This window comes from Pseudacidovorax sp. NFM-22 (assembly GCF_021401245.1).
Taxonomy (GTDB): domain Bacteria; phylum Pseudomonadota; class Gammaproteobacteria; order Burkholderiales; family Burkholderiaceae_C; genus Xenophilus.
Genome location: NZ_JACBFY010000002.1, coordinates 816,072 through 837,458 on the forward strand (window position 1 = coordinate 816,072; position 21,387 = coordinate 837,458).

The following is a 21,387-nucleotide window of genomic DNA, read 5'->3' on the forward strand; positions in this document are numbered from 1 at the left end:
CCTTCCCAAGCCCCGGCCGCCACGGCGTCCGCTCCGCCGCCGGGGATGCGAATCCAGCGGACGGAAAGCCAAGGAAGGACATTGCCATGACCACCCTCACCTCCTCCATCGCTCGCCGTACGGCCCGCCCCCTTGCCGTCGCACTGCTGCTCGGCATGGGCGCGCTCATGGGCGTGGCGCACGCCGACACCCTGCCCCCTGTGCGCACGGCGCCGACCGGCGTCGAGTACATCAGCGGCGGCGTGGGCAGCGACGAGGCCCATGCCATGCAACAGGCGGCGACCCGCTGGCCCGCGAGCTTCGAGTTCGCCGTCAAGGACGGCGCCAAGGCCGACTTCGCGGCCAACGTGCATGTGACGGTGCAGGACGCCCGCACCGGCGCCACGGTGCTGCACAACGTGAAGGCGGACGGCCCCTTCATGGCCGCCAAGCTGGCTCCCGGCGTCTACCGCGTGACGGCCTCGCTGGACGGCAAGGCGCTGCAGCGGCAGATCGACGTCGGCGCCAAGGGCCCGGCGCATGCCGTCTTCATGTGGCCCGCCGGCACGGACATGGCTGGTTGAGCAAGACCCCCAGGCTGCGCGCTTCGCGCTCCGCCTCCCCCCTGTAGGGGGCACATCCTGCGGCCCGGCGAAGCCGGTTCCGCGGATGTTGCTGGCGTGGCCTGCTCCGCGGCCCTTCGAGTCGCGATGCCCTGCCGGCTTGCTTGCCTGTACGCGCTGGGCATCCCAAGAAAACGAACCTGTCACACCTCCGCCCATCATGAACACCCCCACACTCGACCGCTCTCTCGCCCGCCCCATCTCCAACCCGATGGTCGCCGTGGGCAACCTCATGGCCGCAAGCCTGCTGGCCGTGGTCGCTGGCGCGGCCCATGCCTCGACCACCTACAACCCGCCCATCGAGATGACCAAGACCGGCATCGAATACATGAGTGGCGGCACCACGCCGGACGAGGCGAAGCTGATGAAGGTCGTGGAGCCGCGCTGGCCCGCCAGCTTCGAGTTCGATGCCAAGGGCCAGGGGCCCGTCCCTGTCGGCGCACCCGTCAAGGTGACGGTCCGCGACGCCGGCAGCGGCGCGGTGGTGCTCAATGACGTGACCGCAGGCGGGCCGTACATGGTGGCGCGGCTGGACCCGGGCCGCTACCAGGTGACGGCCACGCGCGACGGCCAGAGCGTCTCGCGCGACATCGAGGTGGGCCGCTACACCACGGCCCATGCGGTGTTCGACTGGAACGGCGGGACGGGCGTGGCCAGCAGCCGCTGACGGGGCACTGAGCCAGGTTGCTGCGGGTGAGCACAGCCGCGGCCCAGGACTCCCCGGCACGGCCCGTGCGTGCCTTGCGGCAGCTTGGCCACAATGGCCCGTTGTCCGACGCAGCCCGCCGTCGCAAGCAAAAGGAGTCTTTCCATGAGCATGGGCACCCCCATGGCCCGTTATGCCGCCGCCCGCCGGGTCGGCGATTTCGTCTTCATGAGCGGCGTGGTCGCCGTCGATCCGGCCACGCGCCGTGCGGTTTCGCGCTACGAGGACCTGCCCGAAGCGGCGCAGGCCGAGCTGCGCGGCCTGGGCTATGCCACCGGCCAGATGTCGGTGGACGTGTTCGAGGCGCCCGTGGTGGCGCAGAGCTGGTTCGTGCTGGCCCGCATCCGCGACCTGGCGGCCGAGCATGGCGGCACCATGGAAGACGTGGTCAAGCTGGTGCAGTACTTCCGCCGCCTGCCCGACTACGCGCTCTTCAACCGGGTGCGCGGGCTGTTCTATCCGGGCGAGCCGCCCGTCTCCACCGTGGTCGAGGTCAACCGCTTCCTGCCCGGCGACGAGGTGCTGATCGAGGTCGAGGCAACGATGTACCTGCCGCGCGCCTGAACCGCCGCGTCAGCCCCGCTGCACGATGTAGCGGTGGACCACAGGCATCGTCTCGCCCCGATGGAAGGCCAGCCGGCGCTCGCGCAGCGCCAGGTCGGCCGCCGTGGCGCGGTGGAAGCGCCGCAGATGCTCCGTCCACGACTCGTCCACCACCTGCTCCACGTAGCGCTCTGGCGCCGACAGGTCGTGCAGCAGTTCCCACGCGATGGCGCCCTGGCTGAGGCGGGCGCGGCGCGTCTCCTGCATCACGGCATGGAAGGCGGTGGCGCGGGCGGGGTCGATCAGGTACTCGACCGTGATGACCACGCGGCCGTCCTCGCCCGCGCTGGCGGGCGGCGGGTTGAAGGCCCAGTCGGTGCCGGCAGGGCTCATGTCGTCCTCGCCGGGGCCGTCCGGCACCCAGCGCAGCACGGCCAGCATCACCAGGGTGCCGCTCACGGCGGCCACCAGCATGCTGGCGCGCAGCGTGCTCAGTTCCGCGATCTGACCCCACACGGCAGCGCCCAGCGCGCCGGCGCCCATGATGGCCATCTGGTAGGTGGACATGCCGCGTGCCCGCACCCAGTCGGGCAGCGCCAGCTGGGCCGACACCGACAGCGAATTGGCCACCGTGATCCAGGCCGCGCCGCAGAAGAACACGGCAAAGGCGGCCAGCCACAGCGCAGGCGACAGCGCCAGCACGGCCGTGCCCACCGACAGCAGCATCGATCCGTAGAGCACGCGGTGGTCGCGGTCGAACATCTCCCGCAGCCGGGGCAGCAGCAGCACCGCGATGATCGAGCCCGCCCCCATCGAGGCCAACAGCAGCGTGAAGGTGCCGGCCCCGCCCTTCGGCCCCTCGTGGAAGCCGCGCGCCAGCAGCGGCAGCAGCGCCAGCACGGCCGTCGAATGGAAGAAGGAGACGGCCACGCGCGCGAGCACCGCCCGCATGCGCTGCGACTGCCGCACGAACTGCACGCCCACGCGCATCGCACTCACCAGCCGCTCGCGGCCCAGCGGGTCGACCTTGTGCTCGCGCCGCCAGCGCAGGATGACGAAGCCCGAGGCGATGCTCAGCACCGCATTGAGCACGAAGACCCACACGCTTCCCGCGCTGGCGATCAGCACGCCGGCCACCAGCGGCCCGACGATGCGCGAGGCATTCATCGCGATGCCGTTGAGGCCCATCGCGGCCGGCAGCAGCGGCCGCGTGACCAGCTCGGGCACGATGGCCGAGAAGACCGGCCAGCGCAATGCCAGCCCGACGCCGTTGGCGAAGGTCAGGGCCAGCAGCAGCGGCGCGTTCATCTTGTCCAGCCCGATGGCCACGCAAAGCACGGTGGCCGAGCCCGCCAGCCAGAACTGCGTGGCGACCAGCCACCGGCGCCGGTCCAGGATGTCGGCCAGCGCGCCACTGGGCAATCCGAGCAGGAAGACGGGCAGCGTGGAGGCCGTCTGCACCAGCGCCACCCACATGGGCGAGGTGGTGAGCGTGGTCATCAGCCAGGCGGCCGCCACGTCGTTCATCCACATGCAGGTGTTGGCGATGAACCAGGTGCCCCACAGCAGCCGGAAGACCGGCAGCCGCAGCGGCTCCAGCGCGGCGAAGCGCGCGGCGCGTCGGGGTGGCGGGGCGGGGCTGGTCTCGTCGGGGTCGATGGGCGGCATGCGTGCCTGATTGTGGGGCAGCGGGCTTGGCCCTAAGCTCGAACGCTTCGTTCGCCCCCTGGTGCACCCATGAATACGACGGCTTCCACCTCCTCCGGCCCGGCGCTCTGGCGCGGCATGGACCGCCCCACCCTCGACGCCGCCTACGACAGCTCGGCCGCGGTGCCGGACTTCAAGGCCATCACCGGCCGGTGGCCCGAGCGCAGCGCGCCCTGGCGCGCCCGCCCCGACACGCGGCTGGACGTGCCCTATGCCGAGCCGCCGCGCTGCCGCATCGACCTGTTCGGCCCGGCCGACGCCTCGCCGCTGGTGGTCTTCCTGCACGGCGGCTACTGGCAGATGCGCGGACGGGAGCAGTTCTCCTTCCTGGCCGAAGGTCCATTGGCGCATGGTCTGGGCTTTGCTGCCGTGGGCTACACGCTCGGGCCGGACGCGGGCATGGACCGCATCGTCGACGAGTGCCGGCAGGCGCTGGCCTTCCTGCGGCGCGAGACCGCCCGGCCGATCGTGTTGTCGGGCTGGTCCGCGGGCGGCCACCTGACGGCCTGCCTGCAGAACGAGGCGGGCGTGATCGGCAGCCTGGCGATCAGCGGGCTGTACGAGCTGGAGCCGATCCGCCTGGGCCGGCTGAACGACAAGCTGGGCATGGATGCCGCGACCGCCCGGCGCCACTCGCCGCTGCACCACCTGCCCGCCAACTCGCCGCCGATGGTGGTCGCCTGGGGCGAGGCCGAGCAGCCGGAGCTGCGCCAGCAGTCGCTGGACTACGCCGCCGCCCGCGAGGCCGCAGGCCTGCCCACGCGCCGGCTGCCGCTGGCCGGCCTGCACCACTTCGACGAACTCGACACCTATGCCGACCCGAACGGCGCGATGACGCTGGCGCTGGTCGAGCTGGCGCGCGGCTGAATGACGGCGCGCCGGTGCATCACGTGACGCGAGCCGGCGATGCACCCTCCCCCTTTTTTCAACTCTCAGGAGACTCTTCCGTGATCCTCGAAACCGCAGACATCCGCATCCAGCCCGGCCGCCAGGCCGACTTCGACGCCGCCATCGTGCGCGGCCTGCAGACCGTCATCGCCAAGGCGAAGGGCTTTCGCGGCTGGCGCGTCGTCAAGGGCATCGAATCGCCCGAGCGCTACCTGCTGCAGATCGAGTGGGAGACGCTGGAGAACCACACGGTGGATTTCCGCGAGTCGCCCGCCTTCGCCGAATGGCGCGCCATCGTCGGACCCTTCTTCGCGCAGCCGCCGGTGGTGGAGCACTTCGCGCTCGTCGGCGCGGGCTGAGCGACCGCTTCCGTCAGCGCGCGGCGGGCGGGTTGAACGCCCTTCGCAGGCCGATGCGCCCCGCTGACGCCGGGCCCTTTGGCCACTCACCCGCCCAGGTGAGCCAGGGGCAGCGCCGAATTCGCCTTCACCTCGCCCAGCGAGAAGCTGGTGTGCAGGTCCTTCACATTGGGCAGCGTCATCAGGCTGTTGAGGGCGAAGCGCGAGAAGGCGTCCAGGTCCTGCGCCACCACCTGCAGCTCGAACATGCCGTTGCCGCTGATGTAGTGGCAGGCCACCACCTCCGGCAGGCGGCGGATGGCCTCTTCCAGCACGCGGGTGGCGTCGCTGGTGGCGCGGTCGGTGTCCACCCGCACGAAGGCCAGGACGCCCAGGCCGATCTTCCGGCGGTCGAGTTCGGCGTGATAGCCCTTGATGTAACCCGCCGCCTCCAGGGCCCGCACGCGGCGCCAGCAGGGGGCGGCCGACAGACCGACGCGCTGGGCCAGCTCGGCGTTGGTGAGCCGGGCGTCGTCCTGCAGCTCGCGCAGGATGGCGAGGTCATATTTGTCAATGCTTTCCAAAGCGGCACCCTTTGCGCAAGATCCTTTCCCGATCATCCATTTTCAGCGCATGGAACGCAAACACCTATCCAGAAGCCGGGCATACACTTTGCGCACATGATGCTCCGGGGGACGTCCATCCGGAGCCAGACCCACCCGCCACGGCCCACAAGGCCCCAGCCGACGGAGAGAGACAACGATGAACGCTCCCTTGCCCGAACACATCCGCAAGGCCCTCGAGACGGTCACGCTCGACGACAAATACAGCCTGGACTACGGCCGCGCCTTCATGAGCGGCGTGCAGGCACTGGTCAAGCTGCCCATGCTGCAGCGCCTGCGCGACGCGCAGCAGGGCCACAACACCGCCGGCTTCATCAGCGGCTACCGCGGCTCCCCGCTCGGCGGCTACGACCAGGCGCTGTGGAAGGCCAGCAAGTACCTCAAGGCGCAGAACATCGTCTTCCAGCCCGGCGTGAATGAAGAGCTGGCGGCCACCGCGCTGTGGGGCACGCAGATGCTGGGCTTCTCGCCCAGGGAGCAGCAGAAGTTCGACGGTGTCTTCGGCATCTGGTACGGCAAGGGGCCGGGCGTGGACCGTTGCTCCGACGTGTTCAAGCACGCCAACATGGCCGGCACCGCGCCGCTGGGCGGCGTGATCGCCATCGCCGGCGACGACCACATCTCCAAGAGCAGCACCGCCGCGCACCAGAGCGACCACATCTTCAAGGCCTGCGGCACGCCGGTGTTCTTCCCGGCGAACGTGCAGGAGATCCTGGACTTGGGCCTGCATGCCTTCGCCATGAGCCGCTTCGCCGGCATCTGGTCGGGCATGAAGACGATCCAGGAGATCGTCGAATCCAGCGCCACCGCCATGATCGACCCGGACCGGGTCGAGATCGTGCTGCCCACCGACTTCGACATGCCGCCCGGCGGCCTGCACATCCGCTGGCCCGACGCGCCGCTGGAGCAGGAGGCGCGGCTGATGCACTACAAGTGGTACGCCGCGCTGGCCTACATCCGCGCCAACCGGCTCAACCACAACGTCATCGAAGGGCCCAACGATCGCTACGGCCTCATGGCCAGCGGCAAGGCCTACAACGACACCCGCCAGGCGCTGGCCGACCTGGGCCTGGACGACGCGGCCTGCCGCCAGTTGGGCATCCGCCTGCACAAGGTGGGCGTGGTCTGGCCGCTGGAGGCGCAGCTCACGCGCGACTTCGCCACCGGCCTGCAGGAGATCCTGGTGGTCGAGGAAAAGCGCCAGGTCATCGAATACCAGCTCAAGGAAGAGCTCTACAACTGGCGCCCCGACGTGCGGCCCAACGTGCTGGGCAAGTTCGATGAACTGGAAGGCGACTTCTCCGGCGGTGAGTGGGCCATGCCCAACCCGACGGCCAACACGCTGCTGCGCGCCAATGCCGACCTCAACCCGTCGCTGATCGCGCGCGCGCTGGTCAAGCGGCTGAAGAAGACCGGCATCCTGGCCTCGGGCGGCGCCGACATGGTGGCCCGCGTGGAGGCGCAGATGGCGCTGCTGGAGGCCAAGGAGCGCTCGATGCAGGTGCTCAATGCCGGCGGCGTGCAGGGGGCGGACCGCGTGCCATGGTTCTGCTCCGGCTGCCCGCACAACACCAGCACGGTGGTGCCCGAAGGCTCGCGCGCCATGGCCGGCATCGGCTGCCACTACATGGCCAACTGGATGGACCGGTCCACCTACGGCTTCACGCAGATGGGTGGCGAGGGCGTGCCGTGGGTGGGCCAGGCGCCCTTCACGCATGAGAAGCACCTGTTCGCCAACCTGGGCGACGGCACCTACTTCCACAGCGGGCTGCTGGCCATCCGCCAGAGCATCGCGGCGGGCGTCAACATCACCTACAAGATCCTTTACAACGACGCCGTGGCCATGACCGGCGGCCAGCAGGTGGGCGAGCGGCCCGAGGGCCATTCGGTGCTGCAGATCGCCGAGAGCCTGCATGCCGAAGGCGCGACGAAGGTCGTGATCGTCACCGACGAGCCGGCCAAGTACCAGGGCGTGGCCATTCCCGGCAGCTATACGGGCGAGCCGGTCAGGGTGCGCCACCGCGACGAGCTGGACGCGGTGCAGCGCGAGTTCCGCGAGATCGCCGGCACCACGGCCATCATCTACGACCAGACCTGTGCCACCGAGAAGCGCCGCCGCCGCAAGCGCGGCACGATGGTCGATCCGGCCAAGCGCGTGGTCATCAACGACCTCGTCTGCGAAGGCTGCGGCGACTGCAGCGTGCAGAGCAACTGCCTGTCGGTGGAGCCGCTGGAGACCGAGTTCGGCCGCAAGCGCACCATCAACCAGAGCAGCTGCAACAAGGACATGAGCTGCCTGAAGGGCTTCTGCCCCAGCTTCGTCACCGTCGAGGGCGGCCAGCTCAAGAAGAAGGCCAAGGGCAAGGCCGGCGCGCCGGCCGAGCTGGGGGCACTGCCCGAGCCCGCGCTGCCGGCGCTGGCCGCCGGCCAGGTGTGGGGCATCGTGGTCGCCGGCGTGGGCGGCACGGGCGTCATCACCATCGGCCAGCTGCTGGGCGTGGCGGCGCACATCGAGGGCAAGGGCATCGTCACGCAGGACGCCGCCGGCCTGGCCCAGAAGGGCGGCGCCACCTGGAGCCACGTGCTGATCGGCGCAAGGCAGGACGACATCCGTACCACCCGCGTCGGCACCGCCGCCGCCGATCTGGTGCTGGCCTGCGACCCCATCGTCACCGTCAACGGCGAGACGCTGGCGCGCATGCGCGAGGGGCGCACGCACGTGGCCCTCAACACCCACAGCGCGCCCACTGCCAGCTTCGTCAAGAACGCCCAGTGGCAGAACCCGCAGGACGCCTGCGCCGTGCAGATCGGCAAGGCCGTGGGCGAGGCCGGCATGGGCGCCTTCGACGCCGACGCGGCCGCCACGCAGCTGATGGGCGACACGCTCTTCGTCAATCCGATGATGCTGGGCTATGCGTGGCAGAAGGGCTGGATCCCGCTGGCGCACGAATCGCTGATGCGCGCCATCGAGCTCAACAACGTGGCGATCGAGGCCAACAAGGCCGCCTTCGAATGGGGCCGCCAGGCCGCACACCGGCCGGCCGAGATGGCCCAGCGCCTGAACCCGGGCCAGGTGATCGAGTTCAAGAAGCGCGAGACGCTGGCCTCGCTGGTGGCGCGGCGCGTGGACTTCCTGACCGACTACCAGAACGCCGCCTATGCGGAGGACTACCGCGCCTTCGTCGAACGCGTGCGCGCGGCCGAGGCGCCGCTGGGCAAGACCGCGCTGGCCGAGACGGTGGCGCGCCAGCTCTTCAAGCTGATGGCCTACAAGGACGAGTACGAGGTGGCGCGCCTGCACACGCAGACGGGCTTCCGCGAGCGCATCGACCAGATGTTCGAGGGCGACTACACCGTGCACTACCACCTGGCGCCGCCGGCCATCGCCAAGCGCAATGCCAAGGGCGAGCTGGTCAAGCAGCGCTTCGGTCCCTGGATGCACCGCGCCTTCGGCGTGCTGGCGCGCCTCAAGGGCCTGCGCGGTACCGCCCTCGACCCCTTCGGCCGCACCGAGGAGCGACGCACCGAGCGCGCGCTGATCGGCGAATACCGCGCGGCCATCGAGGAAGTGCTGCAGGGCCTGGACGCCGAGCGCCATGCGCTGGCGCTGGAGATCGCCGCCCTGCCCGACGGCATCCGCGGCTACGGCCACGTGAAGGAGCGCAACCTCGCCGCCGTGCGCACGCGGTGGCAGGCGCTGATGGCACGCTCGCGCGGCGTCGAGCCGGCGGCCCGCGCGGCGGCCTGAGCCCGACCCGCTCGCAGCGCCGCCTCCTGGCCCAGCGCCAGTCGCTTAGCCAAAGGCTGTTCGGGCTCAGCTTGGCCTCTCGAGCCTGCGGGCGGACCGGCGTGCGAATATCCCGCACCGCCTGCCGGCTTGACGCCGGCCCGTCAAGACCCCCCGCATACAATCCGCCGGTTGTGCGAAGCCCTCCCCTCGTGGGCCTCTTCGCGCACCGGCGGCCCCGCTTCCAGCGATCCGGCCGCCCCGGAACCGCGGGCACCGCCTGCGGTCAGACCCCATCCGCTCTCCTGGAGACCTCCCTTGTTCATTTCCTCCGCTTTCGCCCAGACCGCCCCTGCCGCCGGTGGCGGCGACATGATGTCTTCCCTCACCAGCATGCTGCCGCTGGTGCTGATGTTCGTGGTGCTGTACTTCGTCATGATCCGCCCGCAGATGAAGCGCCAGAAGGAAACGCGCGCCATGCTCGACGCGCTGGCCAAGGGCGACGACGTGGCCACCGCCGGTGGCGTGGTCGGCCGCATCAGCGCCATGGGCGACCAGTTCCTGACGCTGGAAATCTCCAACGGCGTCGAGATCAAAGTGCAGCGCAGCGCCGTGGTCCAGGTGCTCCCCAAGGGCAGCTACAAGTAATTAGGCGCAGAGGCTGCCCCCCGGGCAGCCTCTCTTTTTGAGCGCATCCGCGTCTCGATTCCTTAGGTATCCAGCGATGAACCGCTATCCGGTCTGGAAGTACGCGATCATGGTGATCGTGCTGCTGGTGGGGCTGATCTACACCCTGCCCAATCTCTTCGGCGAAGCGCCGGCCGTGCAGGTCTCGCCCGCCAAGTCCACCGTCAAGGTGGATGCCTCGACGCAGCAGCGCGTGGAGGCGGCGCTCAAGGCCGCCAACCTCACGCCCGACATGCTGACGCTGGATGCCAACTCCATCCGCGCCCGCTTCGGCAGCACCGACGAGCAGCTCAAGGCGCGCGACGTGCTGCAGCATGCGCTGGTGCCCGACGCCAACGACGCACCCTACGTGGTGGCGCTGAACCTGGTGTCGCGCTCGCCGACCTGGCTGTCGGCACTGCATGCCTTCCCGATGTACCTCGGCCTGGACCTGCGAGGCGGCGTGCACTTCATGCTGCAGGTGGACATGCAAGGCGCCCTGGACAAGCGCGCCGAGACCTTCGCCAGCGACCTGCGCACGGCCCTGCGCGACAAGAACATCCGCGGCGCCGCCGTCACGCGCAATGGCCAGGCCATCGAGGTGCGCCTGCGCGACGCCGCCGCCCAGCAGGCCACGCAGAACCTGATCCAGGACCAGTTCACCGACCTCGCGGCCGCCGCCAGCCAGGACGGCAACGACTACAAGCTGGCCGTGACCATCAAGCCCGAGGCGGCCCGCCGCCTGGAAGACAGCGCGCTCAAGCAGAACATCACCACGCTGCACAACCGGATCAACGAACTGGGCGTGGCCGAGCCGGTGATCCAGCAGCAGGGCCTGGACCGCATCATCGTGCAGCTGCCCGGCGTGCAGGACACGGCCAAGGCCAAGGAAATCCTGGGCCGCACCGCGACGCTGGAACTGCGCCTGGTGGACGAAAGCGCCGAAGGCCGCGCCGCCGAACTGGGCACCGGCCCGGTGCCCTTCGGCTCGGAGCGCTTCGTGGATCGCGAAGGCCGTCCGGTGATCGTCAAGAAGCAGGTCATCATCAGCGGCGAGAACCTCACCGACGCGCAGCCGGGCTTCGACTCGCAGACGCAGCAGCCCAAGGTCGACCTGACCGTGGACGCCAAGGGCGGCCGCATCATGCGCGACGTCAGCCGCGAGAACTACCGCAAGCGCCTGGCCATCCTGCTGTTCGAGAAGGGCAAGGGCGAAGTGCTGACGGCGCCGTCGATCAACGGCGAGCTGGGCACCCGCTTCCAGATCTCCGGCTCGATGAACGTGGTCGAGGCCAACGACCTGGCCCTGCTGCTGCGCGCCGGCTCGCTGGCCGCGCCGATGGAGATCATCGAAGAGCGCACCATCGGCCCGAGCCTGGGTGCCGACAACATCGCCATGGGCTTCAAGAGCGTGGCCTACGGCTTCCTGGCGATCATGGTGTTCATGTGCGTGTACTACGCGCTGTTCGGCGTGTTCTCGTCCATCGCGCTGGGCGTGAACCTGCTGCTGCTGGTGGCCATCCTGTCGATGCTGCAGGCCACGCTCACGCTGCCGGGCATCGCGGCCATGGCGCTGGCCATCGGCGTGGCCATCGACTCCAACGTGCTGATCAACGAGCGCGTGCGCGAGGAGCTTCGCAACGGCGCCTCGCCGCAGGCCGCCATCCACGCGGGCTACGACCGCGCATGGGGCACCATCCTCGACTCCAACGTCACCACGCTGATCGCGGGCCTGGCGCTGCTGGCCTTCGGCTCGGGCCCGGTGCGCGGCTTCGCGGTGGTGCACTGCATCGGCATCGTCACCTCGATGTTCTCGGCCGTGTTCTTCTCGCGCGGCCTGGTCAACCTCTGGTACGGCCGCAAGAAGAAGCTCAAGAGCGTGTCCATCGGCACCGTCTGGCGCCCGGGCCAGGCCGAAGAGACCTCCCTGGCCAAGGCCAAGTAAGCCGCGGAACGGAGCACAACGACCATGGAATTCTTCCGCATCCACCGCACCATCCCGTTCATGCGCTATGCGAAGGTGCTGAACGCGATCTCGATCATCACCTTCATCGCCGCCGTCTTCTTCCTGTTCCACCGCGGGCTGCACCTGTCGGTGGAGTTCACCGGCGGCACGGTGATGGAGGTGAACTACCCGCAGGCGGCCGAGCTCGACAAGGTGCGCAGCGCCGTCAGCGGCCTGGGCTACCAGGACGTGCAGGTGCAGAACTTCGGCAGCTCGCGCGACGTGATGATCCGCCTGCCCGCCCAGAAAGGCGTGAGCTCGCAGGAGCAGAGCAACCGCGTGATGACCGCGCTCAAGACGGTCGACCCGGCGGTGCAGTTGCGCCGCAACGAGTTCGTCGGCCCGCAGGTGGGCGACGAACTCACCACCAACGGCCTCAAGGCGCTGGGCATGGTGGTGGTGGGCATCATGATCTACCTGGCCTTGCGCTTCGAATGGAAGTTCGCCCTCTCCACGGTGCTGGCCAACCTGCACGACGTGGTGATCATCCTGGGCTTCTTCGCCTTCTTCCAGTGGGAGTTCTCGCTGGCGGTGCTGGCGGCGGTGCTGGCGGTGCTGGGCTATTCGGTGAACGAGTCGGTCGTGATCTTCGACCGGATCCGCGAGAACTTCCGGCGCTATCGCAAGATGGACACGGTCGAGATCATCGACAGCGCCATCACGGGCACCATCAGCCGCACGATCATCACCCACGGTTCCACCCAGCTGGTGGTGCTGTCGATGTTCTTCTTCGGCGGCCCGACGCTGCACTACTTCGCGCTGGCGCTGACCATCGGCATCTGCTTCGGCATCTATTCCTCCTGCTTCGTGGCGGCTTCCATCGCCATGTGGCTGGGCGTGAAGCGCGAGGACCTGATCAAGGGCGGCCCGGCCAAGCGCGACGAGGATCCGAACGATCCCAACGCCGGCGCCACGGTGTAAGCGCGCACCGGCACCCACGTCCAACCCGGCCCCGGCCGGGTTTTTTCTTTTCCGGACAGGAGATGACGCAGTCGGTGCCGCGCGTATCTGTGCAGCCTGTCGCCTTCTCGACGCTTTTCTGACCCGGGCTTCGGGACTTGGGCGGACCCCGCATACGGTGCAGTGGCAGCCTCCGTTACATTCGAACCAGTTGGAATTAACAACAATTCACTATCTTTCGTTCCGCCTGTCTTGTCCGCTGCGTGAACGCCCTGCCCGCTGCCGGCGCTGATGCGCCCTCCCTGTCGCCATGAGCCCTTCGCTCCCCCGCGAATCTGCCCTGCTGCTCGCGCGCGAGTCGCGCGAGCGCTTCGTGCACGCCATGGAGGCGGCGGTGCTGCGCACCACCCAGGCCGTGCGCGACCGGCTGCTGGCCTTGGCCGGCGAGGTGGGCACGGCGCGCAAGATGCAGGAGAACCGCGATCACCTGCTGGCCTGGGAGGCCGACCACGCGCGCTGGCTGGAGGCGGTGCGCCAGCGCTGGTCGCAGGCCCTGTCGCAGGCTCCGGCCGCGGGCACCTCGACCAGCGGATCGCTGCGGCTGGAGCTGGTGGGCGACGAGGTCGTGGAGAACAGCATCCTGGTCTCGCGGCTGGCGATGGCGCTCCAGGACCGCTCGCCCTTCGAACTGAATGAACTGAAGCTGCGCATCCAGCATCTGGAGGGCAGCAGCGGCGCCGACTGGGCATCCGGCGACGTGCTGCGGCCGGAGACGCTGGCCTCCATCCTGGTCGAGGAATGGACATCGACCGGACTGCCGCGCGCCCTGTGGTCGCAGGTGCAGGACATCCTCGCGGGCCACCTCGGCGATGCCGCCAGCAAGGGCTACGAGGCCCTGAATGCCTTCCTGATCGCGCGCGGGGTGATGCCGGAGATCGAACTGCGCAGCCTGGTGCGGCGCGGCGCGGACAGTGGCGCCAGTCCCCTGGGCCCGGCGAGCGGGAGCGCACCGTCCGGCCGCCAGGGGGCCGCGGGCCCCTGGGATCGCACCCGGGCCATGCCCGACGCCGCCCCCTTCGCCGCGAGCCCCGGCGCCATGGCTTCCGCGCGACAGCAGGCCAGCGCCGTGCTCGGGCGGCTGCGGCGCATCATCGGCGGCGTGGTGGCCGGGGGGGGCGAAGGCGGCCCGACCTCCCTCGGGGGTGGGGGCGCGAGCGGCATTCCCACCGCCCCCGGCGGGCACAGCGGCCGCGGGGGCGCCCCCGGCCCGGCCTACGCCTACGGCGCGGGCCCCACGGGCCCCACGGACGGCCCGATGCCCATGGGCGCCGAGCGGCGCAGCTGGGCCACCAACACCGGCGCCCAGGCCTTCACCGCCGCCATCGCCGACGTGGAAGCCGCCTATCCCTTCAACGTGGGCGTGTACGTGGATGTGGCCGAGCCCGGCCTCATGCAGCGTGCCGCCAGCGACCTTCGGCGCCAGAGCGGCGAGCTCAAGCGGCGTGCGCCCACGTCGGCCGACAAGGCGACGGTGGAAGTGGTCGCGCTGATGTTCCAGTCCATCCTGGCCGAAGAGCGCATTCCCTTCTCCGTGCGCGTGTGGTTCGCCCGGCTGCAGATGCCCGTGCTGCGGGTGGCGGTGGCCGATGCGGAGTTCTTCGCCTCCCTGCAGCATCCGGCGCGCATGCTGATCGACCGCATGGGCTCGGTCGTAATGGGCTTCGACGCCGCCGCCATCTCCGGCAGCGCGCTGGAGAGCGAGATCCGCCGCGTGGTGCAGGTGATCGAGCAATACCCGGAAACCGGCCAGCGCGTGTTCAAGCTGGTCTACGACGAGTTCGTGGCCTTCCTCTCCAAGTACCTGACCCAGAACGACGCCACCCAGAAGGTGATGAGCGTCGCGCAGCAGGTGGAGCAGAAAGAGACGTTGGCCATCCAGTACACCATCGAGCTTCGCAAGATGCTCAACGACATGCCGGTGCGCGAGGAGATCCGCGAGTTCCTGTTCAAGGTGTGGGCGGAGGTGCTGGCCATCGGCGCGCTCAAGTACGGCGCACAGGACGAGCAGACGGCGCAGTTGCGCCGGGTGGCGTCCGAGCTGGTCTGGGCCGCGAGCGCCAAGCCCAGCCGCAGCGAGCGCGCCCGCATGATCCAGGCCCTGCCCTCGCTGCTGCAGCGCCTGCGCCAGGGCATGGACCTGATGGGCCTGACCGGGCAGCCGCAGGAGGACCACATCCGGACGCTGGGCCGCACGCTCTCGGACGCCTTCACGGCCAAGACCGAGAGCATTCCCGCCGCGCAGATCGAGAACCTGGCGGGCCGGCTGGCCAATCTGGAGGCGGTGATCGCGGACCAGAGCGCCGAGCCGCTGGCCCTCGACTCGACCCACCTGGAGCTGTTGCTGGGCATCGACGTGTCGTCGATGGAAGTGCTGGCCAACAACGGCGCCGAGGCGCCGCCGGAGGCGCTGGAATGGGCCAACGCGCTGCAGGTGGGCGCCTGGTTCCTCCTCGACCACAACGGACGGCCCAGCCAGGTGCAGTTCGTGTGGCGCAGCAAGCACCGCCAGCTGCACTTGTTCGGCTCGCCCGATGGCCGGCAGTTCCTGATCCAGGCCCAGCGCCTTGCCGCCTACCTGCACGGCGGCCTGCTCGTACCGGCGGAAGAGGAGACGCTGACCGTCCGCGCCACCCGCGAGGCCCTGGCCAAGATCGACGCCAATCCGGAGCGGCTGCTGAGCTAGAACATCAGATCACCCCCCATGCCGCTTCGCGGCTCCCCCCTCTCTGGCGCCTTCGGCTTGGAGGGGGGCGCACCCAGCGGCCTGGCGAAGCCAGTTCCGCGGGTGCTCTGGCGTGGCCTGCTCCGCGGCCGCTCGATCCTTATCAGCTCGAGCTTTCATGCCGAAGTCGGCATCGCGGGTCTTCGAACGCGGCCTGCCGCATGCTTGCCCGATAGGCGCGGAAGAATCGCCAACGAACCGCGGCCAGCCCGCCGCCAACCGGGCGTGTTCAGCCCAGTTCGATGCGCTGGAACAGGCCGCCGGGCAGTCGACCGACGCGGCCGTCCAGTTCCAGCTCCAGAAGCCGGGCCTGCAGCACTGGCGTGGGCAGGCCGGTGCGGGCGCAGAGCGTGTCCAGGGTGGCGGGCGCATGGCCGAGGTGCTTCAGCAGCACGTCGCCGTCCGCCGGCCCGGGCGTGGCCGCATCTTCGACCTCGCGCTCGCCTTCGTTCTCGAAGAGCGAGGCAGTGCCTGGGGCGGATGCCGCAGCGGGCCGGCGCAGTTCCTCCAGCACATCTGCGGCGGTTTCCACCAGCTTGGCGCCCTGGCGGATCAAGGCATGGCAGCCCCGCGACTGCGGCGAGTGGATGGAGCCGGGGATGGCGAACACCTCCTTGCCCTGCTCGACCGCGCAGCGCGCCGTGATCAGCGAGCCGGAGGCCAGCGCCGCCTCCACCACGAGCGTGCCCTGCGACAGCCCGGAGATCAGCCGGTTGCGGCGGGGGAAGTTGGCCGTGAGCGGCGGCGTGCCCAGCGGCTGTTCGCTCAGGATCACGCCCCGGGCCGCGATGCGGTGGGCCAGCGACCGGTGGCGCGCCGGGTAGACGCGGTCCAACCCCGTGCCCACCACCGCGATGGTGCTCAGCCGGCCATCCGCCGCCGTGGCCGCCTCCAGTGCGCCCTCGTGCGCCGCCCCGTCCACGCCCAGCGCCAGGCCCGAGACGATGGGCAGGCCGGCCTCGGCCAGCGCGCGGGCGAAGAGGCGTGCATCGACGGCGCCCTGCGGTGTGGGATTGCGGCTGCCCACGATGGCCAGGCCGTCGCCGGGCAACGGCGCATCCACCAGCCCGGCCGGGCCGAGCAGGTAGAGGATCAGCGGCGGATCAGCAATCTCCAGCAGCCCCGGCGGATAGGCCGCATCGCCCAGGGCGACGATGCGGTGCACGGCGCCCTCGGGGCCCGTCGCATCCAGCCATTCACGGGTGCGGTCGAGCATGGCCGCGAAGCCTTCCTGCTCGTCGAGCAACGCCCGGGCCTGGGCCGGGCTGCACAGCGCCTCCAGGGCGGCGGCCGGTTGCGCGAACACCGCGTCCGGCCATCCGAAGGCCGTGAGCAGCCTTCTTGCGGTACCGGCCCCTACACCGGGGGCCAGGGCCAGCCGCAGCCAGCCCGCCAGATCCTCCCTCTCCACCCCACGCTCTTGTTGCTCAGGGATTGGCGAGGCGGTCGCCCGCGCGGGGCGTGTCGGTGATCTCGAGCACCAGGGCGTACGAGACGCGCTCGAAGGGACGGAACACCATCAGCAGGCCGATGCGTTCGTCGGGCAGCTTGAGCGTCTCCTTGTCGCCGCCGGTGCGGTCGACGATGGTCTGGCCGTTCTTGAGGATGGCCAGCACGTTGCCGCTCTCGATGCCGTCGCGCAGCCCCTTGTTGATGGCCACCACCTGGTTCTGGCCGGCGTACTGCACGCCATTGCCGTAGATCGAGATGATGCGGCCGCCTTCCACCGGCTGGGCCGGCGCGCGAGGCACGTAGCTGATCAGCTGCTCGGGCGGCTCGGGCAACAGGCGGTCGCCGGCCCGCATCTCCTCGCGGGCGGCGATCACGTCGACCGAGGCCGGCACCGCGACGCCCGGCGCCGAGTCGGTGGCCGGCGTCTGCGACTCGCCGCGCACGAGGCGCACGCGGCCCACGTACTGCGCCTCGTAGCCGAGGATCTCGCCCGTGCCCGGATCCTTGAGCGGCGTGGCGTTGCGGAAGACGCGGTACTGCGGCAGCGGCCCTGCCGGCTCGACCAGCGGCGCCCCGGGTTGGCCGCGGACATAGGCGCGGTCGCCGCGCGACAGCAGCACGCGCTCGTCGTTGCCGGCCACGATGCGCGGGGCGGCGGCCAGCGTGCCCTCTTCGACCACCAGCGGCTCGGTCAGGAAGGCGTCGATGCGGCTGGGATCGAGGGTGGGCAGTGCGAGGTTGGACGCCGAGTCGTAGCGCGTGCGCGGCGACAGCTTGACCGTGTCGCCGCTGCCGCCCAGGCCGCGACGCAGACTCAAGCGGGCGCGGCCACCGGTCTTGTCGAGGTAGAGCACCTGGCCGGGATAGATGCGGTGCGGGTTGGCGATCTCGCCGAGGTTCATGCCCCACAGCTCGGGCCACCGCCAGGGCTTGAGCAGGTACATCTTCGAGATGGCCCAGAGCGTGTCGCCACGCTTGACGGTGTATTCGTCGGGCGCGTTGGGCGCCAGTTCGGACAGGGGCACGCCTTGCTGGGCCGTCTGCTGCGCGACGGCCCGCTGAGCCGGCGTCACCGGATAGTTCTGCGCGTGGGCGGCGAAATGACCGAGCAGGGCCGCAGCGGCAAGGGGGATGGCAGGCAGTCGAAGGTGGTACATGGTCGGCGCGCCATCCTGCCACGGCGCGGGCGGGAGTAGCGAATACTCACAATTTGCAACGATTTTGCGCGCAAGCCCTGCCGGCAGCAACGGCATCCGGCCGCAGCGGCGTCGGGCGGGGGTCGAAATGGCGAAAATAGCCACAACTTTCCGTGAGAGACATGGCCCTGCGAACCATCCTGAGCTATCCCGACCCGCGCCTGCACACCGTGGCCAAGCCCGTGCAGGCCGTCGACGCGCGCATCCGCACCCTGGTGGCCGACATGCTCGAGACCATGTACGAAGCCAGCGGCATCGGCCTGGCCGCCACGCAGATCGACGTGCACGAGCGCCTGGTGGTGATCGACGTGTCCGAGGAGCGCGACGAGCCGCTGGTGCTGATCAATCCCGAGATCGTCTGGGCCAGCGACGAGAAGGTCATGAACGAAGAAGGCTGCCTGTCGGTGCCCGGCATCTACGACGGCGTGGAGCGTTCCACCGCCGTGCGCGTGCAGGCGCTCGATGCCGAAGGCAACCCGCGCACCATCGAGGCCGAGGGCCTGCTGGCGATCTGCATCCAGCACGAGCTGGACCACCTGCTGGGCAAGGTGTTCGTCGAATACCTGTCTCCGCTCAAGCGCAACCGCATCAAGACCAAGCTGCTGAAGGCGCAACGCGACGTGCAGCGCGAAGGCGGACGGCGCAGCGCATGAACACCGGCCGTCGCCTCGCCCTCGGGTGCGCACTGGCCGCCGCCGCCTGGCTGGCGGGCTGCGCCAGCGAGCCGCAATGGGTACCGCCGGGCGCCCCGCGCGCCGAGGTGCTGCAACGGCTCGGCGCGCCCACGGCCACCTATCCGCTGCCCGCGGGCGAACGCCTGCAGTACTCCCGCCAGCCCGCCGGATTCGAGGTCAACAACGTCGACCTGGACGCCAGTGGCCACGTCGTGGCCGTGACGCAGGCGCTCGACGAGGGGCGTTTCGGCCAGATCCTCATCGACCAGTGGCGGGTGCCCGACGTGTTGCGCGCCTTCGGCCGGCCGGAGGAGATCTCGCGCGTCGGGTCCTTCCAGGGCGACGTCTGGCAGTGGCGCTACCGCCAGCTGAATACGCCGCGCCTGCTGTACATCTACATCGACCCCCAGGGCGTGGTGCGCCGCTATCACACCGGCGACGACCTGCGCTTCGTGCCGCCCAACCGTCCTTGAAAGCAGTTCCCCACCGATGAGGATCGTCTTCGCGGGCACGCCCGAATTCGCCCGCGTGGCGCTCGAAGCCCTGGATGCCGCCGGCATCGAGATCGCCCTGGTCCTGACACAGCCCGACCGCCCCGCCGGCCGCGGCATGAAGCTGCAGGCCTCGCCGGTCAAGGCGCATGCCCTGACCCGGGGATGGCCGGTGGCCCAGCCCCGCAGCCTGCGCCTGGATGGCAGGTACCCCGAGGACGCGGCCTTGGCCCGTGAAGCGCTGGTCGCCGCGCGCGCCGATGCGATGGTGGTCGCCGCCTACGGCCTGATCCTGCCCCAGTGGGTCCTGGACCTGATGGCCGGCCCGGGCGAAGGGGCGCCAGCCGGCACCCGGGCCCTGGGCTGCCTCAACATCCACGCCAGCCTGCTGCCCCGCTGGCGCGGCGCGGCGCCCATCCACCGGGCCATCGAGGCGGGCGACGCCGAAACGGGCGTGACCATCATGCAGATGGACGCCGGCCTGGACACGGGCGACATGCTGCTGGCCGAATCCCTGGCCATCGGCGCCGAAGAAAGCACCGGCCAGTTGCACGACCGCCTGGCTTCGATGGGCGGGCGGCTGATCGTGCAGGCGCTGCGCCAAGCTGAGACCGGGCCGCTGCCGCGCACGCCCCAGCCGGCCGACGGTGTGACCTACGCCCACAAGATCGAAAAGGCCGAGGCCCGCATCGACTGGACGCAGGACGCCGCCACCCTGGCCCGCCGGGTGCGCGCCTTCGATCCCTTCCCGGGGGCCGTGGCCGAGCTGGACGGCCAGCCGCTGAAGATCTGGGCGGCGCAGGCACGACCCGCGGCTGGCGACACCGGCCCGGCGCTGGGCACCGTGCTGCGCGCCGATGCCGAGGGTGTCGTCATCGCGGCCGGCGGCGGCAGCCTGCTGGTGGCCACGCAATTGCAGCGGGCTGGCGGCAAGCGCCTGGCGGCGGCCGACTTCCTGCGCGGGGCGCCCCTGGCCGCCGGCACGGTGCTGGCCTGATGTTCTGGTCGTCCGCCCTCCGCCGGCGGCCGGCTTTCCGCGAGGGCGCCCGGCTGATGACGCCGGTGGCGCTGGGGATCGGCGCCTGGGGGCTGATGACGGGCGTGGCCATGGTGAAGGCCGGCCTGTCGCCGCTGGAGGCCGTGCTGATGACGCTGCTGGTCTACGCCGGCAGCGCCCAGTTGGCCGCCGTGCCGCTGCTGGTGGCGGGCGCGCCGGCCTGGGTGATCCTGGCCACCGCCTTCTGCGTGAACCTGCGCTTCGTCGTCTTCAGCCTGCATCTGCGCCACTACCTGATGCACATGCCGCGCTGGCGTCGCCTGGTGCACGGCTATCTCACGGGCGACCTGAGCTATGCCGTCTTCACCCGCCGTTATCCACAGCCGCCCGTCACCCAGGACGAGCGCGACGACCAGGAGGCGTACCTCGTGGGCGGCTACACCGTCAACTGGAGCTGCTGGATCCTGCTGAGCCTCGCCGGCGTCGCGCTTGCCGAACTGATTCCCCAGCGCTGGGGCCTGGGCTTCGCCGGCGTGCTGGCGCTGGTGGGCATCCTGGCCTCGATGGTCACCACCCGGCTGCAGGTGCTGGCGCTGCTCATCGCCAGCGCCACCGCGGTGGCGGCCTACGCCCTGCCCCTGCGGCTGAACATCGTGGTGTCCATCGGCCTGGCGGTGCTGGCCTGCTTCTGGCTCGAACAGCAGTTCGGCCGCCTGGCCCGCGGCCGCACCGGAGAAGCGGGCTGATGCAGACCGATCCGTGGACCATCGCCATCATCCTGGGCCTGGCCGTGGTGACCGTGGTCACGCGCTGCTTCTTCTTCATCAGCGAGCGCAACCTGCCATTGCCGGCCTGGGTGCACCGCGCCCTGCGCTACGCGCCGGTGGCCGCGCTGGCCGCCGTGGTGGCGCCCGAGGTGGTAATGAGCGGCGGGCACCTGATCCCCACCTGGCAGGACGCGCGTCCGTTCGCCGCCGCCGTCGGCGCGGCGCTGTATTTCTGGCGGCGCAGCACCCTCATCACCATGGCCGGCGGCATGGCCGTGTACCTGCCGCTGCACCTGGGTTTGGGCTGGTAGCGGCAAGGCCGC

General features: G+C 70.2%; 19 protein-coding genes. 15 read left to right on the top strand and 4 right to left on the bottom strand.

Translation table 11 applies throughout. The annotated features are described in order from the left end of the window. Positions 1-86: 86 nt before the first annotated feature. The 3 genes from L0984_RS09340 to L0984_RS09350 all read left to right on the top strand — a co-directional run bounded on the left by L0984_RS09340 (position 87) and on the right by L0984_RS09350 (position 1,872). Positions 87-563 carry a carboxypeptidase-like regulatory domain-containing protein gene (locus L0984_RS09340; RefSeq protein ID WP_234193412.1) on the top strand — a complete coding sequence of 159 codons (477 nt, stop codon included), beginning with the start codon at positions 87-89 and terminating at the stop codon, positions 561-563. A 199-nt stretch (positions 564-762) separates the two neighbouring features. Beyond that, the gene (locus L0984_RS09345) at positions 763-1,269 is read left to right on the top strand and encodes a hypothetical protein (protein WP_234193413.1); all 507 of its coding nucleotides are present in this window, start codon (positions 763-765) and stop codon (positions 1,267-1,269) included. Between the two features lie 144 nt (positions 1,270-1,413). Next, positions 1,414-1,872: a RidA family protein gene (locus L0984_RS09350; protein WP_234193414.1), complete on the top strand. Its 459-nt coding sequence runs from the start codon at positions 1,414-1,416 to the stop codon at positions 1,870-1,872. A gap of 9 nt (positions 1,873-1,881) precedes the next feature. Here the strand turns inward: L0984_RS09350 and L0984_RS09355 are convergent, their stop codons facing one another. After that, positions 1,882-3,519, bottom strand: a complete 1,638-nt coding sequence (locus L0984_RS09355; protein ID WP_234193415.1) for an MFS transporter — start codon at positions 3,517-3,519, stop codon at positions 1,882-1,884. A 69-nt stretch (positions 3,520-3,588) separates the two neighbouring features. Between L0984_RS09355 and L0984_RS09360 the strand changes: the two genes are divergently transcribed. Continuing rightward, complete coding sequence (locus L0984_RS09360; protein ID WP_234193416.1) at positions 3,589-4,425, top strand: alpha/beta hydrolase; 837 nt, start codon at positions 3,589-3,591, stop codon at positions 4,423-4,425. An 80-nt stretch (positions 4,426-4,505) separates the two neighbouring features. After that, a complete protein-coding gene (locus tag L0984_RS09365) occupies positions 4,506-4,805 on the top strand; it encodes an antibiotic biosynthesis monooxygenase family protein (RefSeq protein ID WP_076506942.1) in 300 nt (99 codons plus the stop codon). A gap of 86 nt (positions 4,806-4,891) precedes the next feature. Here the strand turns inward: L0984_RS09365 and L0984_RS09370 are convergent, their stop codons facing one another. Beyond that, positions 4,892-5,368 carry an Lrp/AsnC family transcriptional regulator gene (locus L0984_RS09370; RefSeq protein WP_076506940.1) on the bottom strand — a complete coding sequence of 159 codons (477 nt, stop codon included), beginning with the start codon at positions 5,366-5,368 and terminating at the stop codon, positions 4,892-4,894. 178 nt (positions 5,369-5,546) lie between these two features. Here L0984_RS09370 and L0984_RS09375 point away from each other — a divergent pair, with 178 nt between their 5' ends. The 5 genes from L0984_RS09375 (at position 5,547) to L0984_RS09395 (ending at position 15,448) form a co-directional block, all read left to right on the top strand. Next, positions 5,547-9,155: an indolepyruvate ferredoxin oxidoreductase family protein gene (locus tag L0984_RS09375; protein WP_234193417.1), complete on the top strand. Its 3,609-nt coding sequence runs from the start codon at positions 5,547-5,549 to the stop codon at positions 9,153-9,155. 297 nt (positions 9,156-9,452) lie between these two features. Continuing rightward, on the top strand, positions 9,453-9,782 hold the full coding sequence (yajC, locus tag L0984_RS09380; RefSeq protein ID WP_234193418.1) for a preprotein translocase subunit YajC: 330 nt from the start codon (positions 9,453-9,455) through the stop codon (positions 9,780-9,782). A gap of 76 nt (positions 9,783-9,858) precedes the next feature. Further along, on the top strand, positions 9,859-11,745 hold the full coding sequence (gene secD / locus L0984_RS09385) for a protein translocase subunit SecD (RefSeq protein WP_234193419.1): 1,887 nt from the start codon (positions 9,859-9,861) through the stop codon (positions 11,743-11,745). 24 nt (positions 11,746-11,769) lie between these two features. Continuing rightward, positions 11,770-12,726 (top strand): protein translocase subunit SecF, encoded by a 957-nt coding sequence (secF, locus tag L0984_RS09390; RefSeq protein WP_234193420.1) that lies wholly within the window; start codon positions 11,770-11,772, stop codon positions 12,724-12,726. Positions 12,727-13,015: 289 nt separating this feature from the next. Further along, positions 13,016-15,448, top strand: a complete 2,433-nt coding sequence (locus tag L0984_RS09395; protein ID WP_234193421.1) for a DUF1631 family protein — start codon at positions 13,016-13,018, stop codon at positions 15,446-15,448. 268 nt (positions 15,449-15,716) lie between these two features. Here L0984_RS09395 and dprA read toward each other — a convergent pair whose 3' ends face one another. Together dprA and L0984_RS09405 are read right to left on the bottom strand one after the other, a co-directional pair. Further along, entirely contained in the window at positions 15,717-16,898 is a 1,182-nt protein-coding gene (dprA, locus tag L0984_RS09400) for a DNA-processing protein DprA (protein ID WP_234193422.1), read from the bottom strand. 16 nt (positions 16,899-16,914) lie between these two features. Beyond that, complete coding sequence (locus L0984_RS09405; protein WP_234193423.1) at positions 16,915-18,096, bottom strand: LysM peptidoglycan-binding domain-containing protein; 1,182 nt, start codon at positions 18,094-18,096, stop codon at positions 16,915-16,917. 161 nt (positions 18,097-18,257) lie between these two features. Here L0984_RS09405 and def point away from each other — a divergent pair, with 161 nt between their 5' ends. The 5 genes from def to L0984_RS09430 are packed head-to-tail and all read left to right on the top strand — an operon-like array spanning position 18,258 to position 21,375. Then, positions 18,258-18,788 (top strand): peptide deformylase, encoded by a 531-nt coding sequence (gene def / locus L0984_RS09410; protein WP_234193424.1) that lies wholly within the window; start codon positions 18,258-18,260, stop codon positions 18,786-18,788. Next, the gene (locus L0984_RS09415) at positions 18,785-19,282 is read left to right on the top strand and encodes a hypothetical protein (RefSeq protein WP_234193425.1); all 498 of its coding nucleotides are present in this window, start codon (positions 18,785-18,787) and stop codon (positions 19,280-19,282) included. The genes def and L0984_RS09415 overlap by 4 nt, the downstream gene beginning before the upstream one ends. Before the next feature lie 16 nt (positions 19,283-19,298). Then, on the top strand, positions 19,299-20,297 hold the full coding sequence (fmt, locus tag L0984_RS09420; protein WP_234193426.1) for a methionyl-tRNA formyltransferase: 999 nt from the start codon (positions 19,299-19,301) through the stop codon (positions 20,295-20,297). Continuing rightward, positions 20,297-21,043 carry an AzlC family ABC transporter permease gene (locus tag L0984_RS09425; protein WP_234193427.1) on the top strand — a complete coding sequence of 249 codons (747 nt, stop codon included), beginning with the start codon at positions 20,297-20,299 and terminating at the stop codon, positions 21,041-21,043. Before fmt ends, L0984_RS09425 begins: the two co-directional genes overlap by 1 nt. Further along, positions 21,040-21,375, top strand: coding sequence for an AzlD domain-containing protein (locus L0984_RS09430; RefSeq protein ID WP_234193739.1), 336 nt, complete (start codon positions 21,040-21,042; stop codon positions 21,373-21,375). The genes L0984_RS09425 and L0984_RS09430 overlap by 4 nt, the downstream gene beginning before the upstream one ends. The last annotated feature ends 12 nt before the right edge of the window (positions 21,376-21,387 follow it).

Coding starts and splice junctions, on each gene's coding strand:
- def (WP_234193424.1), top strand. CDS start 18,258: ATGGCCCTGCGAACCATCCTGAGCTATCCCGACCCGCGCCTGCACACC.
- L0984_RS09350 (WP_234193414.1), top strand. CDS start 1,414: ATGAGCATGGGCACCCCCATGGCCCGTTATGCCGCCGCCCGCCGGGTC.
- L0984_RS09345 (WP_234193413.1), top strand. CDS start 763: ATGAACACCCCCACACTCGACCGCTCTCTCGCCCGCCCCATCTCCAAC.
- L0984_RS09360 (WP_234193416.1), top strand. CDS start 3,589: ATGAATACGACGGCTTCCACCTCCTCCGGCCCGGCGCTCTGGCGCGGC.
- L0984_RS09340 (WP_234193412.1), top strand. CDS start 87: ATGACCACCCTCACCTCCTCCATCGCTCGCCGTACGGCCCGCCCCCTT.
- L0984_RS09395 (WP_234193421.1), top strand. CDS start 13,016: ATGAGCCCTTCGCTCCCCCGCGAATCTGCCCTGCTGCTCGCGCGCGAG.
- L0984_RS09405 (WP_234193423.1), bottom strand. CDS start 18,096: ATGTACCACCTTCGACTGCCTGCCATCCCCCTTGCCGCTGCGGCCCTG.
- fmt (WP_234193426.1), top strand. CDS start 19,299: ATGAGGATCGTCTTCGCGGGCACGCCCGAATTCGCCCGCGTGGCGCTC.
- L0984_RS09415 (WP_234193425.1), top strand. CDS start 18,785: ATGAACACCGGCCGTCGCCTCGCCCTCGGGTGCGCACTGGCCGCCGCC.
- L0984_RS09375 (WP_234193417.1), top strand. CDS start 5,547: ATGAACGCTCCCTTGCCCGAACACATCCGCAAGGCCCTCGAGACGGTC.
- L0984_RS09425 (WP_234193427.1), top strand. CDS start 20,297: ATGTTCTGGTCGTCCGCCCTCCGCCGGCGGCCGGCTTTCCGCGAGGGC.
- secD (WP_234193419.1), top strand. CDS start 9,859: ATGAACCGCTATCCGGTCTGGAAGTACGCGATCATGGTGATCGTGCTG.
- secF (WP_234193420.1), top strand. CDS start 11,770: ATGGAATTCTTCCGCATCCACCGCACCATCCCGTTCATGCGCTATGCG.
- L0984_RS09355 (WP_234193415.1), bottom strand. CDS start 3,519: ATGCCGCCCATCGACCCCGACGAGACCAGCCCCGCCCCGCCACCCCGA.